This is a genomic window from Citrobacter sp. Cpa228 (assembly GCF_030333085.1).
GTDB lineage: Bacteria > Pseudomonadota > Gammaproteobacteria > Enterobacterales > Enterobacteriaceae > Citrobacter > Citrobacter pasteurii.
The window spans coordinates 457,376-470,847 of record NZ_JAOWGQ010000055.1; the positions used below are offsets into that span (position 1 = coordinate 457,376).

Sequence of the window (13,472 nt, forward strand, 5' to 3'; positions counted from 1 at the left end):
TGCATAGAGACGTTACCATAGCGCCTCTCTTTTTTGCGGGTAACAATATGCGTGTTTTACTGGCGCCGATGGAAGGCGTGCTCGACTCACTGGTGCGCGAGCTGCTGACTGAAGTGAATGATTATGATCTCTGTATCACCGAATTTGTTCGCGTGGTAGATCAACTACTACCGGTAAAAGTCTTTCACCGCATTTGCCCTGAACTGCTTAACGCCAGCCGCACAACATCTGGTACCCCTGTGCGTATACAACTGCTGGGGCAGTATCCGCAGTGGCTGGCAGAAAATGCAGCCCGCGCGGTTGAGCTGGGTTCGTATGGTGTCGATCTAAACTGTGGCTGTCCGTCGAAGCTGGTGAACGGCAGCGGCGGCGGCGCAACGTTACTGAAGGACCCTGAGCTGATTTACCGTGGCGCGAAGGCCATGCGTGATGCGGTTCCGGCTCATTTACCGGTGACGGTAAAAGTGCGTCTGGGCTGGGACAGCAGTGACAGGCAGTTCGAAATCGCTGATGCCGTCCAGCAGGCTGGTGCCAGCGAGTTGGTGGTGCACGGTCGAACCAAAGAGCAGGGCTATAAGGCCGAGCACATTAACTGGCAGGCTATTGGTGAGATTCGCCAGCGTCTCAATATCCCGATTATCGCGAATGGTGAGATCTGGGACTGGCAAAGCGCACAGGACTGTATGGCCATCAGCGGCTGCGATGCCGTGATGATCGGGCGTGGTGCGCTTAATATTCCGAATTTGAGTCGCGTGGTGAAATATAACGAACCACGTATGCCATGGCCTGAAGTCGTGACGTTACTGCAAAAATATACCCGACTGGAAAAACAGGGTGATACCGGGCTGTATCATGTGGCGCGTATCAAACAGTGGCTGGGCTATCTTCGTAAAGAATATGTTGAAGCGACAGAACTGTTTCAGGAAATTCGGGCTTTGAATAATTCACCAGATATTGCACGCGCGATTCAGTCCATCACAATTGCTGCCTGATTTATTGCCGGATGGCGGCGTACCCGCCTTATCCGGCCTACGGAACGGACGCGTAATTCGTAGGCCTGATCAGCGCAGCGCCATCAGGCATCAGGATTACACAGGCTTACGTACGCTGAGCAGAAATATCATCGGGCGTTCTTTTTCTTCGTCCAGCGCCGGGTTGGCGGCAATTTGTTCAGCCGATAGACCCCATTAATCCAAACAAACAATCTCAAATCCGGTGGTAACCAGGGCGTTAATCCAGGTTGCCAGCTTACGATGTTGTTTTTTGACGCCTTCAGCAAACCAGTTACTGATGCGCTCGCCTTCCTGCTGATAGTGATTAAGCGGCCAGGAAAACTGCGCGGTATTTTATAACTCAGTTGAATTATTTTTACAGAACAATTTGTTATGTATATGATTTTTAATCATGTGATTTTATTTCAAAAGATGTATGTTAACACCAAGCTGTAATGTCCCCTTTGAACCATTCTAAAATGTCCCCAGACAATTCTCTGGGGGATTTTTCATGATCAAAGAGACTGTTACGATGAGTCATAAGGAACTCCACCGACTTCAGATTATTCAGGAGTCAATTAATCGACATATTACTCAGGAACAAGCTGCGGCACGCATTGGCATTTCTATTCGGCAGGTTAAACGTCTGGTGCAAAGGTATAGAAATGAAGGGCCTTCTGGTCTGGTTTCCCACCGACGTGGAAAGCGTCCTAATAATTCCTTTTCTACTGAATTCAGAGCAACAGTAATTTCACTCCTCAAAGGCCGTTACGCTGATTTTGGACCTACGTTTGCGTGCGAAAAATTGCGCGAGATACACGGTTTATCTTTATCCGTTGAAACTCTCAGAAAGTGGATGATAGAAGAGGGGTTATGGCGTGAACGCCGTCGTAAAATTGCCCGTATATATCAACGCCGCATGCGACGACCATCTTACGGTGAACTGATCCAGATTGATGGCTCACCTCATGACTGGTTTGAAAATCGAGGCCCCAGATGTACACTGATCGTTTTCATTGATGATGCCACCAGTGCGTTGATGGCGTTGCGTTTTGTGCCTGCTGAAACAACCCGGGCTTACATGGAAACCCTCCGGGGTTACCTTGATGATCATGGCGTACCGCTCGCTCTCTACTCTGATAGACACAGTATATTCAGGGTAAATAACCCAGAGCGGGAAGGTGAGCTGACCCAGTTCACTCGTGCAATAAAGACACTGGGCATCGAGCCAATCCATGCCAACAGCCCGCAGGCAAAAGGGCGGGTAGAGCGCGCCAATCAGACACTACAGGACAGGCTGGTTAAAGAAATGCGGCTTCAGAATATCAGTGATATTGAAACAGCAAATGCATGGTTGCCGACCTTTATTGAAGCCTATAACAACCGGTTCGCTACGTCGCCTCGTACTACTGATAATGCTCATCTTGATGTGCACCATTCTGAAGAGGAACTGGGTTATATCTTCAGCCTACAGGCGAAGCGCGTTCTGTCTAAAAATCTCACTTTCCAGTACAAAAGCAGTGCGTTTCAGGTACGCAGTGAGGGCCGGGGATATCGACTTAGGCATTCGGTTGTTACTGTATGCGAGAACTTTGACGGTGAAATTAACGTTCTGTATGACGGGAAAGCGCTGGGCTGGGAAAAGTATGTTGATGGCCCGGAGCCTATACCACTGGATGATGAAAAGAGTGTCCATGAACGAGTGGATAATGCCCGTATTGATTTACGTTCAAAATACTATGTTAAACCTAAAGCTGACCATCCCTGGCTTACGCGCCGAACGCAAAGTCATCAGCAAGTTAAGCCCCCGAAGTTACCTAAAAAGAAGCCTGACCCCGATAAAATAGATTGAAACCAAGATCGATTCGGTTGAGTGCATATCCATTCATAGGGTAGATTCTTAAGTCGCGTTTCTGGTGTTCATTTTCGGGGGGGGTTGTTACTTGTTTTACCGGGGATATGCCAGAAACGCGCTGAGTCAGTCTGGGCTGTCAAGGCTAAGTTCAGATGTCCGGGGTAGGGCAAAGTTCAAATGTCCTCCAATACTCAGTAGTTTGCAGGAGTAAATTCATGTGGAGACAGCCTATAACCTAATGGTAAAATTAGCCTTTAGCTGCTAGAAGAGGGATGCTATGGCTCTTACGGTGACTGCTGCGTTTAACGAGTTTCAGCGAAATATAGTAAATCTAGATAGCTCTCAGACTGATCGAGCCAGAGCCAGTAGAGATTGGTTGTTGGGCAGAATGAACACTTTTCCAAATAATGATATTTATTTCCCCATAATATACCCTGATATACATACAGGTTTTGGTTCTTTTGCTAGACGCACAAAAATCCGCCCTTTAGATGATATAGATCTTATGTTTGGTCTCGATGGTGATGATTGTGTATACATCGAGAGTGATGGGAAAATATTAATCACTGCGCGTGAAGGAACAGTTCGCTTAAAATACTATAAGCATGATGGCACAAATTTTATTAACTCTAGAAAAATAATAAACAGTTTTATCTCAAGTCTAAATCAAATTCCGCAATATGATAAGGCGGATGTAAAAAGAAATCAGGAAGCAGCTACTCTGAAGCTAAAATCCTATGACTGGAATTTTGATATAGTTCCTGCATTCATTACTACTCCAGACTCATTTGGAAAGACATATTATTTAATACCAGATGGTAATGGTCATTGGAAGAAGACAGATCCACGAATTGACAAGCAAAAAGTCACAGATCTTAATGTTAAACTCTCAGGAAACATGTTAAATGTCATTCGTGTAATAAAATATTGGCAAAAACGTCCTACTATGCCTTCAATGAGTAGTTACTTGTTAGAGACAATGTTACTTAACTACTTCAACGGTCGCCCAGAATGTTATCAATGGGTCGATTTAGAGATTGTCAATGTTTTAGGTTACTTAGCCTCTGCTATATTTAGTCCAGTATACGATCACAAAGGCATACAAGGGAATATAAACAACCTTAGCGATGATGATAAATTAAAGATATCCATCCGCTGTTATCTTGACCAAGGAAAAGCAACGGAAGCCCGTAATTACGAAAGCCAAGATAACCACAGAGCCTCCATTAATAAATGGCAGGATGTTTTTGGTGTCAACTTCCCATCATACGGATGAAAAATGAGTCAAATATTTTTGCGTCAAAATGATAGTAAAAACATTGAGTTACTAATGGCAATGAGGCGGACTTACTCACAGGTTAAATTTGTTAACTGGGTAGTGTTTTTTCTTAGTGTCGTAATATCTGTCGCTATAGTAATATTTACTACAGTGATAAAGAAAATGGGGCTGTTCCCTCATTTGGCTATAGCTCCTTACCTCGGTTATTACGGTATAATTGTATTGGTCATCACAATTATTTTTTCCACAGTGATTTCCTCAATGAAAAAATGTGCAGCCACTATTCAGGAAATGTTTGACTGTGATGTTTTACATATTCCATGGAGTGAATTAAAAGTAGGTAAGCGGGTTGGTAGAGAAGATATTTTTAAGGCTTCAAAGTATTACAAGAAAAGAAACAAAAAGGATGAGTTTCTTAACTGGTATCTAAATAAAGATTACGAAGCCAATGAAAACGTGATGGCATTATTATGCCATGCGAAAAATTTCGGCTGGGATAAGTCACAACGTGATGTTATGAGTAAAATCTACTTTATCACTATGTTACTTTCCTTTTTGATACTTCTTGCATATGGTTTGTGGTCTAAATCTTCACTGGAAGATTTTTTATTTTATATTGTTTTCACGCTTCCTTTCTTTAGACATGTGATAATGTTATACGTTGAAAACAACAAATCAATCAATCGAATTATTCGCGTCAAAGATTTTATTGAGAAAAAAATACAGAGCATAAAGATAAGTGGCATGATAAACGATGATATCTTATCTCATGAATTAAGAGCGATTCAGGATGAGGTTTATGCCCATAGATCGACCTCTAATCCTGTTCCCAATTGTCTCCACAGATTCATGCGAAAGAATAATGAGGCGATTTATGATGATTATTTTGAAGAGAACTTAAAAATCTTACCACAGTAGAGATGTTCGTATACCAGAAAAGTTGAAATGGCCGCTGAGGAAATATCTTCCACAGCGGCTTTTTTGGTTTAAAGTTGTTGAGTGAGTAAATTCATATTGAAATGAAAAACTCTTCTTCATTTCTTTTTTTATAATCATCATCCCATATGAGTTTTATCCGGTATTTGGTTTTACTACCGAAACTTAGCCCCGCAATGATCTCAATTCCGTGTTGCGGATGCAGTATCTCATATGGGAATTTTTCTTCTACATCAGATATTACAAGGTATTCATCACCATCATTGTCAGGGAAATGAATTTCTATATTCCTAGCTTCAACTTTGCCTCTGTTAAATACTTTTAACCTGTAATTATTTCTGGCTATTTTTACCAAGCGAGCACCAAGCTCAGCCTTCATATCATTGATGGCTGACTTTGTTTCTTTTTCCAGAAGCAACTTACGTAACCTATCTTGCTCATCTTTGATAACCTTTTGTTCTCTTTCATTTTTCCTTGATCTAATCTCGGATGATATGATGGTGTAGATTGATACTGCAAGCGCACCTAAAGCGATGACGTCACTTGTCGTCATTATTTTATCCTTATATTTTTACTTCCCTTAAATGCTTTCTTCAGTATGTCGTTAAACTGCTTCTGTATATCCTTCGACAACTCTTCTTTTACTTCATTAACATGCGCATCAATACTTACGCCATTCTCTTGGATTAACTCATCGTTAGTGAATTCTTTTCCGCATCCTACGCATTTGACGTCCTCCAACTCTTCGGTATGCTCCATTTCTGACCCTCCGCATACAGGGCATAATAGAGTAATTTTTCTATTGTATTTCTCAGGATTCAATTTCATATATTTCCACCTTTCTTATTTGCCATTTTTAGGAATGCTATGGACTTAAAAATTGGGGGGTACTTAATTTATCCTTACTTATCATAACACTGAAGCTATTACCTTGTACCGAAGATTTCCTCAGAACGTGACTGTAATGTCTTCAACGCATCGAGCATATCGTCGCCGTTAAGTGAACGTTGGGATTTATTCTCAGTTGGTTTTCTTTTCCGCCGCCAGGGGCCATCTCCGGCAGGGAGAGCCTGAGATGTCAAAGCTCAGTGAAAATGTCTAATCACTGGCTCATTAGAAATGTCCATATGTTGAAAAGGCTGCTGCGAAAATCCCTCCCGCAGCGGCCTATTTAGCATAACGTCATTATGCGAACCTACTATCTTCCTGCGTTACTTGCCGCAAGTAGGACAGGTATTTGCATCACCAAAACGCATAGTACATTTGTTTATACTGGGGGCGGGCCGTCTGCGGGAAGGCTCATCACCAGAACAAGGTAATAATTGTGAGCGATTACTAAACAGTAATCAGTTCTGCGATTTTTGTGGCAACAACTGCCAGCGTATCCTCTCCTGTATCCAGACCACTTCGGGATGCGAGTAAAGGACTGACGTTACGAAGTGCTTCATACGTTGTGTTATGCACGATAGGAACGAGCTGGTTACCAGCCAATAATGCTGAAAGTTCTTTATCAGCAACGCCTTCTTTAGGCAGGCGACTCAGCAATGCAGGGGTTACCAATACCAAGCCGATTCGTGAATTGGCTAAACCTTTATCGATGGCACGCATCATAGGAACACCGAGGGCGAGATCCTTTTCACTGAACCATACTTTGACACCTGCTGCTTCGAGTAAATCATGTAGTTCTTTGGCTATGCCTTGTCTGTCATCCCAGGCATGGCAAAGAAACACGTCACGCAAATCTGGCTGTTCAGCGGCAAGTTTCTCAACCACTTGTCGAATCGGCGTGAGTGATTGTACTTGGGCAGTCGTATAAGATACTGAAGAACTTGATTTTGACCAGCGAGGCTTCGTACTACTGCTGGAACCGCCGCCACTCCTGCCATAGCTTCCGCCGCCGCTATTGCCCGAAGAGGGGTAAGAAGAATAACTATCATAACCGTAGCTACCACGACTATAGCTACCACGATTGCGACATGCTGGACAGGCAGCCGCTGCTGCTGATGAGCTGTGTCCACGTACAGGAGCTGTACATCTTGCCATACTCGGGTTCCCCTTATTATTCTGGAATATATCTGCTGTGATAGTAAGAGCAGAACAGTAATGAGGGTTCTTGGTTATAAAACCAACTGGCGTGTTTTCAGAAGTTTGCACTCCATCACACTGCTAAGGGACGTTATGGTAAATACCATTCTGCAATAACTATCCATGTATAGATCATCCTTTATCTCCGTATGGCATAACCCATCTGAATCCATTAAGCATGACAAAACCTTCTTTATAAATAGCACTTTCAGTAGTACTTGATGTAGAAAATTGATTGGCATTTGTGTTTTTACTTGATATCTCCGCAATATACTGATATTAATTAAAGCGTAAATTATCTAAACCTAGATTTTCAATATGTTATAGGTGGTTCAAATGCCAGGTACTAAGTGTGTTACTGTTCTTACTGCTCGTGGAATTACTGAGATTTTAAAAACAGGTGGAAGCAAAGCCTGGAGACTCAATGCAACCCATGCAGGAAAATGTTCGTATGTTGTTTGCGTTCAGAACTCGAAGATTGATTGGGGAACCCAGGAGGCAAAGCATCACCATGCTTTTATGATTGGCCGTATTTCTGGGATTAGCAGGATTCCAGACCATCCCAAGAAGCGTTGGATAATCAACATTGATTCTTATGCTGAGATTGATATCCCTGACCAATGGGATGGAAACCGGAATCCGGTTTCTTACCGAAACCTTGAGGATATGGGGATAGATCTTGATACTCTCGATTTTAAACCTGTTGGTCATATTGTATCTGGAATAAAACAGACTAGTGGTGACGAATACGATGAGTATGAAGAAGTTGATGTCAGCGATAGACCTTTAAGCCTGAAAGAAGCTAAGGCTGGTCTAGCACTTCATTTTGGCGTCAATGAGGATGACATTCAGATCACTATTAAGGGGTGACCTTTATGGAATCATTCTCTGTTGAGCATTGGTTACCACAGGCTACTGCTGGAGATAGTCAGGCTAGATTTTATTTGGGGAAGATATTCTCATGCGGGCTGGGTGTTCATCAGGATTATAAGCTGGCTATATACTGGTTTCAGCTTGCAGCGGAGCAAGGCCATGATGATGCCCAGTTTAATCTTGGGTGGGTATATCATTTGGGGTTAGGTGGATATAAACATGTCCAAAAAGCGTCTGAATGGTATCAGAAGGCCGCTCTGCAAGGTCATGCAGAGGCTCAGTTTCATCTAGGAAGGCTGTATGCTTTCTCTGATTTAAGAAATGATGGGCTTGCAGTTGAATGGTTTCTCTGTGCCGCGAAGCAAGGCTATAGTAGTGCGCAATTTAAACTTGGCTGGATGTATCATCTCGGTATGGGCGTTAAGCAAAGTGACAGGCAGGCTTTCCATTGGTTTATTCGGGCTGCTGAGCAAGATCATGCAGGGGCTCAGGCATCTCTTGGTGAGATGTATAAGCATGGGTGGGGAGTCGAGCAAGACGAAACGATGGCACAGTATTGGTTTCGACTCGCAAGAACAATGCCATAGCATCAAGCCCGCCCTGCGGGCTTTTTTATGTCTGCGCATAATGCGGCGTTATGGTAAATAGCCTATGCTAATGTCCGCTAAGAGCGAAGAGCGGAAGTTCGCAATTGTTCTCACAACTGGTTAAGGCATTACTAACATCACGATGTATTAATTAACGGGGAGCAGGTCAAATCCTCAGTACATCGGCAGAAGGTGGGCTGATGGTTACGATTGACTTCCCAAATCACAAGTCCGACTGAAAGAAAACACAAAGTTGATCCGCCCCGGCGGAGGTCATCTACCTGGATGATGGAGTTAAAAGAGAAATACGTTACCCTGGCAAGCCTGTTATTTTCATTCTCACTTAGTGGGTGCGCTATTACCGTCAGCGAACTAAAAAGCCGTCACTCCTCTTTTGATGGTAGTTTCATGAGCAAGGCAAAGTCTTCTGATACCTATCGAACCATAAGGCACATCAGCGTTCATTCGTCCGCCCATGCTCCAGCCGATAACCCTGCGTGAGAAGAGATCGAGAACAACAGCCAGATACAGCCAGCCATCATGCGTCCTTATATAAGTCATGTCACTCACCCAATGCGTATTTGGGGTTGGGACAATGAACTGGCGTTCAAGGTAATTTGGACTGGCAAAAGAAGGCTTTCCGCCACCGTAATAGCGTCGTTTTCGGTATCCAGTCTGAGATGCTAGTTCAGCGAGCCTCTTCGAATTTCTGAGATTAATGGTTGTGCATTCTGTGTTCGCCTTCACACTCAAGATGTTGCTAAATGCAATATCAGTACCGATAAAATAGCCTTAGTGGCCGCATGGCAGGAGGCTGAATATTTCTCAGAAAAAGAAAAATCAGCGTTAGCTTTAGCTGAGGCTGTAAATTTAATAAATAAAGGACACGTCCCAGATTAAATTTATAAAGAAGCTACTCATCATTGGGATGATATACAAATAGCAGCAATAGAATGGCTATCTACTATCATGGGTACTTTTAATCGTATCTCTATCACAAGTCGCTATATTGTTAAGCCGTAAATTTTGATAAATCAATATATTGAGATTGTTTAGTCATTACTACTAATATCAAAGGCCATCTAAATGGTCTTTGATATAATAAAGGTCCACTGCAGTTAGGCGCCAGATTTTCCATCCATATCCCTTTTATGTTAAATAGGTTTCAAAAAATCCTATCCCATCGCATTAGAAATTCTTTTGATTCAGTTTCTTCATCTAAGGTTTCTTCTACAACTTTAAAACCAACAGACTTATAAAACCTGACGCTGTTCGTATTTTGTTGATATACATTTAATTCTAAGTTATCTCTAATTCCCTTCGCATGATTAATTAGTAATTTACCTATCCCTTTACCTTGCTGTTCAGGTGATACGAAAATTGCAGCTATCGTATTTTCGACTAAAGCAATAAATCCATAAATATTATTTACATTTTCTACAAGGTAAACTTCTGACATTGGAAGATAGATATCTTGCATTTGTGCTTTATTATATTCCCAATATATTTCTGGAATAAAATCATGAGCTTTAACTGATGCATTAAACCAGATATCTGTTAACTTACTAAAGTCATGAATATTCGCCTGTCTAATTTCTATTGAACTCATAATGTTTAACTCTAAAATTAACATAATCGTGCTTTAAGCGACCCAACGTTTAGGAACTCAATCAAAAAAACGCCTTCAATCACTCAAAACCCCCTATCTTCCTACCGTAAAAAGCCCCATTTCTGTGTTGCTCATTTGTTATCAAAATGGCGATTTTAGTTTCAGAGAAAAAATGAAACCAATCAGCTATTTCTTCCAGAATTGCCATGATTTTTTGGCTGGCACTGGTGCAACGGGTTCAGGTGTGGTTGGTAGTTTTGATTCGATTAACAACATGGCATTTTTTAAACTATCGACATGAGCGATTTTATCTTATCATCTTTTCTTTAAAAACTCAATTTCTTTTTTCAGTAACTCATTTTCTAATTTTGAACTGTCATTATCATGGGTGATACAATGTGACATCGTCACTATCTTTGGTGTGTTGTTGGGTGTGACCTCTTCTTTATTTATTTCACCAAAAACTCTTATAAGTTCTGATATATCAATGTTTTTTTCTGTTGTGTCATTATGTGATAATGATAGCTTTCCTGTCGCGACATAACGTTGTATTGTCCTGCGACTTTTTCCCGTTAGTCTCGCCGCTTCACTAATTGATACCTGTGCCATGAGTACCTCAGATCCGTCCGTATTTAGCTAAAATTTTCTCTAGCGTAATATGTTGTTTTTGAGTGAGCCATGAGAACGAGCCGTTTAGATCATATTTGCTCTGCATGTCACTCAGAAATTTAGCTTCAAAGCTGGTAAGTTGAATTTTTGCTGTTAAGGCATCGTGTAATGTTATTTTTAGTCCTTCATATAGATGGTGAGCAGGTGATAGTTTGACTGATTTGGTCGTTTTTCCTAGTGTTGGTATCTGGTCTTTAGCTAACTCTGTTACTAGATCAATTTGTTTATCAATTTCTACTGAAGTATCAGTGTGTTAGTAGGTCGACCACGTTTTTTAATCGCTAGTTTCATATTGCTGTAGATATACAGATCTTTGGCTATTGGTTTTAGAACCCATTGGTTAAGCCTTTTAAATTCTGGGTGTTTTTTTTTCAATCATCAGTATGAACTTAAATTCATCAAGGCTGATTTCAATATTGGCTTTATGGTTTTTTCTGTGTTAATTCTTTTAGGAGCCACTCATAAATTCGCATGGAATAATTTTTTCAAAGGCTTTGACATGCTCAAGGTTATATTTGATAAATTTCTTTAACTGAAACAAATACGGTAAAAATTCTTCACTGAAAATCAATTCTAATTTTTCACTGGAAATTTTCGCATAGTTAGTCCACTGGAAAATTTCAAAACCTTTAACTAAAGGATCTCGCATGTGAGTATCCCAGCTTTAGTTCCACACACTTTTTGAGATTTCCGGTTTCTCAGTCATCAGCCGATATTCTTCCGGCGTCAGATTATTCAGGGATTCATGAGGCCGCTCACTGTTGTATTCCATGAGCCAGCGTTCCGTGATTCCCCTGACTTCATTCAATGTTCTGAACAGATAAAAATCCAGTATTTCAGTCCGATACGTTCGGTTAAATCGTTCTATAAACGCGTTCTGTGTTGGTTTACCCGGTTTGATAAATTCCAGCATCACGCCATGCTCTTCAGCCCATTGCGCCAGAGTAATTGAAACAAGTTCAGGTCCATTCTCATTTTCAGTGGATAAGGCGTAAACACCACCGCCACAATCCAGGAAGCAATCAGGGCGATACCGACAATCCAGAACATTTTGCTGGTATATTCGCCGGCTGTGGACTGGGCAAAACCGTTGGGCATGAATCCGACGGCGGTGACCAGTGTGCCTGCCAGCATCGGGGCCGCCGAATGGCTCCAGGCATAGGCCGAGGCTTTGATGCGATCGCAGGGTCACTGGGTTGGAGGTCCGCTGTGAGCGAAGAGCAGTCGTTTGGTCTTCAAATCATTTGCCTTGTTTTACTGAAGAATAGCATTTATCCACTTTCCCGCGGGGGACATGTTAAGATGTGCCTCCCTGAATCTCCCATCACGGGGATTTGTTTATTTTTTTGAGGAGAAAATATGCACACCGTGGGTATATTCTGTGGTTCTTCTGAAGGCTGTACACCGGCGTACATGGAGGCTGCTCGTCATGTTGGTAGATGTTTAGCTGAACAGAGTATAAATATCGTTTATGGTGGCGGGCGCGTTGGTTTAATGGGTGCCATAGCCGACTCAGCTCTCGCATATGGTGGTCATGTAACGGGTGTTATTCCAAAATCCTTACTGGAACGTGAAATTGCCCACACCGGGTTGTCCGAGTTGCAGGTGGTGGATAATATGCACCAGAGAAAATCTGTGATGGCAGAATTAGCATCCTGTTTTATCGCATTACCCGGTGGTGCAGGAACTGCTGAGGAGATATTTGAACAGTGGACTTGGGCCCAATTAGGAATACATGATAAACCTTGTGCGTTTCTGAACGTTAATCACTTTTACAATCCTCTAAGAGTGATGGTACATCAGATGGTAAGTGAAGGTTTTATGAAACAGGATTATGCCGATATGCTTCTTTTTTCTGAGAATTTGCACGATATTATCGATTATTTTAAAACCTATACACCACCTGCTTCAAAATGGACAACGTGGAACGGAAATCGCTATGCTTGAGCAAAAAACGATTCATATTGCTGCTGCTGTCATGAGAGATGACAAAGGGCGATTGCTTCTGGTCAGGAAGAGAGGCACCGTGTATTTTATGCAACCCGGAGGGAAAATTGAGCCAGGAGAAAACGCTCGCTCAGCACTGATTCGGGAACTCAGGGAAGAGCTTAATCTTGAACTATCACAAGAAGAGCTTATCCCGCTTGGCGAATTCACAGATAGCGCTGCTAACGAACCCGGACATCTGCTTCATGCCTGCATGTTCAGCATGGAAAGGCACATTCAGGATGTGAAGCCTGCTGCTGAAATTGAGGAAATTCTCTGGTTATCTCCTTCCAATATCTCGTCCAGTCAACTGGCACCGCTAACGTTAAACAAAATTGTCCCACACGTCTGGCCATCGACACCGTAGTCAATCTGTTGCCCGGTTTCAGATAGCCATCTCTACCATCGTCTGGAAGGTGGCTATATTATTATAAAAGTCCCTCATCAATGAACCCTACCTGATGTTAGATACTTCCGCTATTGGCACAAAGCGGACAGTGATCACCGTTCTTACGACTACTTTCTGACTTACTTCGTGACTTGCCCTAAGCATGTTGTAGTGCGATACTTGTAATGACATTTGTAATTACAAGGGGTGTAA

16 protein-coding genes and 6 pseudogenes are annotated in these 13,472 nt (G+C 42.3%); 9 read left to right on the top strand and 13 right to left on the bottom strand.

The genetic code is table 11. The annotated features are described in order from the left end of the window. Positions 1-47: 47 nt before the first annotated feature. On the top strand, positions 48-992 hold the full coding sequence (dusC, locus tag OGX91_RS20635; protein ID WP_199946878.1) for a tRNA dihydrouridine(16) synthase DusC: 945 nt from the start codon (positions 48-50) through the stop codon (positions 990-992). A 96-nt stretch (positions 993-1,088) separates the two neighbouring features. Here dusC and OGX91_RS20640 read toward each other — a convergent pair. Then, positions 1,089-1,337: pseudogene (locus OGX91_RS20640) on the bottom strand (SAM-dependent methyltransferase); the annotation flags it as partial. 166 nt (positions 1,338-1,503) lie between these two features. On the opposite strand from OGX91_RS20640, the gene OGX91_RS20645 reads away from it, so the two are divergent. The 3 genes from OGX91_RS20645 (at position 1,504) to OGX91_RS20655 (ending at position 5,044) form a co-directional block, all read left to right on the top strand. Next, positions 1,504-2,844 (top strand): IS1202-like element ISEsa1 family transposase, encoded by a 1,341-nt coding sequence (locus OGX91_RS20645; protein ID WP_044373794.1) that lies wholly within the window; start codon positions 1,504-1,506, stop codon positions 2,842-2,844. Positions 2,845-3,124: 280 nt separating this feature from the next. Further along, entirely contained in the window at positions 3,125-4,123 is a 999-nt protein-coding gene (locus OGX91_RS20650; RefSeq protein ID WP_137473365.1) for a nucleotidyltransferase family protein, read from the top strand. Positions 4,124-4,126: 3 nt separating this feature from the next. Beyond that, positions 4,127-5,044: an S-4TM family putative pore-forming effector gene (locus OGX91_RS20655; RefSeq protein WP_286627243.1), complete on the top strand. Its 918-nt coding sequence runs from the start codon at positions 4,127-4,129 to the stop codon at positions 5,042-5,044. A gap of 91 nt (positions 5,045-5,135) precedes the next feature. Here the strand turns inward: OGX91_RS20655 and OGX91_RS20660 are convergent, their stop codons facing one another. From OGX91_RS20660 to OGX91_RS24105, 4 genes and pseudogenes are all read right to left on the bottom strand, one after another. Then, positions 5,136-5,615, bottom strand: coding sequence for a hypothetical protein (locus OGX91_RS20660; RefSeq protein WP_137473366.1), 480 nt, complete (start codon positions 5,613-5,615; stop codon positions 5,136-5,138). Then, positions 5,615-5,890 (bottom strand): ECs_2282 family putative zinc-binding protein, encoded by a 276-nt coding sequence (locus OGX91_RS20665; protein ID WP_137473367.1) that lies wholly within the window; start codon positions 5,888-5,890, stop codon positions 5,615-5,617. The genes OGX91_RS20660 and OGX91_RS20665 overlap by 1 nt, the downstream gene beginning before the upstream one ends. A 98-nt stretch (positions 5,891-5,988) precedes the next feature. Then, positions 5,989-6,138, bottom strand: a pseudogene (locus OGX91_RS20670) (ISNCY family transposase); the annotation flags it as partial. 259 nt (positions 6,139-6,397) lie between these two features. Continuing rightward, the gene (locus OGX91_RS24105) at positions 6,398-7,105 is read right to left on the bottom strand and encodes a toll/interleukin-1 receptor domain-containing protein (protein ID WP_137473368.1); all 708 of its coding nucleotides are present in this window, start codon (positions 7,103-7,105) and stop codon (positions 6,398-6,400) included. A 378-nt stretch (positions 7,106-7,483) separates the two neighbouring features. On the opposite strand from OGX91_RS24105, the gene OGX91_RS20685 reads away from it, so the two are divergent. Both OGX91_RS20685 and OGX91_RS20690 read left to right on the top strand, forming a co-directional pair. Next, positions 7,484-8,017, top strand: coding sequence for a hypothetical protein (locus OGX91_RS20685; protein WP_015059152.1), 534 nt, complete (start codon positions 7,484-7,486; stop codon positions 8,015-8,017). 5 nt (positions 8,018-8,022) lie between these two features. Continuing rightward, positions 8,023-8,607 carry a tetratricopeptide repeat protein gene (locus tag OGX91_RS20690; protein ID WP_137473369.1) on the top strand — a complete coding sequence of 195 codons (585 nt, stop codon included), beginning with the start codon at positions 8,023-8,025 and terminating at the stop codon, positions 8,605-8,607. Between the two features lie 450 nt (positions 8,608-9,057). Here the strand turns inward: OGX91_RS20690 and OGX91_RS20695 are convergent. Next, positions 9,058-9,294 (bottom strand): annotated as a pseudogene (locus OGX91_RS20695) (DDE-type integrase/transposase/recombinase); the annotation flags it as partial. An 18-nt stretch (positions 9,295-9,312) separates the two neighbouring features. Between OGX91_RS20695 and OGX91_RS20700 the strand changes: the two are divergent. Further along, positions 9,313-9,507 (top strand): carboxymuconolactone decarboxylase family protein, encoded by a 195-nt coding sequence (locus tag OGX91_RS20700; protein WP_227653126.1) that lies wholly within the window; start codon positions 9,313-9,315, stop codon positions 9,505-9,507. Positions 9,508-9,772: 265 nt separating this feature from the next. Here the strand turns inward: OGX91_RS20700 and OGX91_RS20705 are convergent, their stop codons facing one another. From OGX91_RS20705 to OGX91_RS20725, 6 genes and pseudogenes are all read right to left on the bottom strand, one after another. Next, positions 9,773-10,216 carry an N-acetyltransferase gene (locus tag OGX91_RS20705; RefSeq protein WP_071359955.1) on the bottom strand — a complete coding sequence of 148 codons (444 nt, stop codon included), beginning with the start codon at positions 10,214-10,216 and terminating at the stop codon, positions 9,773-9,775. Between the two features lie 315 nt (positions 10,217-10,531). Then, positions 10,532-10,825 carry a hypothetical protein gene (locus OGX91_RS20710; protein ID WP_224299677.1) on the bottom strand — a complete coding sequence of 98 codons (294 nt, stop codon included), beginning with the start codon at positions 10,823-10,825 and terminating at the stop codon, positions 10,532-10,534. Positions 10,826-11,119: 294 nt separating this feature from the next. After that, positions 11,120-11,260, bottom strand: coding sequence for a hypothetical protein (locus tag OGX91_RS24110; RefSeq protein WP_327641910.1), 141 nt, complete (start codon positions 11,258-11,260; stop codon positions 11,120-11,122). 73 nt (positions 11,261-11,333) lie between these two features. Beyond that, the gene (locus OGX91_RS20715) at positions 11,334-11,534 is read right to left on the bottom strand and encodes a RepB family plasmid replication initiator protein (RefSeq protein WP_224299678.1); all 201 of its coding nucleotides are present in this window, start codon (positions 11,532-11,534) and stop codon (positions 11,334-11,336) included. Between the two features lie 15 nt (positions 11,535-11,549). Further along, positions 11,550-11,858: pseudogene (locus OGX91_RS20720) on the bottom strand (integrase core domain-containing protein); the annotation flags it as partial. Between the two features lie 11 nt (positions 11,859-11,869). Then, positions 11,870-12,067 (bottom strand): annotated as a pseudogene (locus OGX91_RS20725) (hypothetical protein); the annotation flags it as partial. A gap of 177 nt (positions 12,068-12,244) precedes the next feature. Between OGX91_RS20725 and OGX91_RS20730 the strand changes: the two are divergent. Beyond that, on the top strand, positions 12,245-12,832 hold the full coding sequence (locus tag OGX91_RS20730) for an LOG family protein (protein WP_071359879.1): 588 nt from the start codon (positions 12,245-12,247) through the stop codon (positions 12,830-12,832). Then, a complete protein-coding gene (locus OGX91_RS20735) occupies positions 12,825-13,238 on the top strand; it encodes an NUDIX hydrolase (RefSeq protein ID WP_071359878.1) in 414 nt (137 codons plus the stop codon). The genes OGX91_RS20730 and OGX91_RS20735 overlap by 8 nt, the downstream gene beginning before the upstream one ends. Before the next feature lie 99 nt (positions 13,239-13,337). Here OGX91_RS20735 and OGX91_RS20740 read toward each other — a convergent pair. Continuing rightward, positions 13,338-13,451 (bottom strand): annotated as a pseudogene (locus OGX91_RS20740) (hypothetical protein); the annotation flags it as partial. Positions 13,452-13,472: the final 21 nt, after the last annotated feature.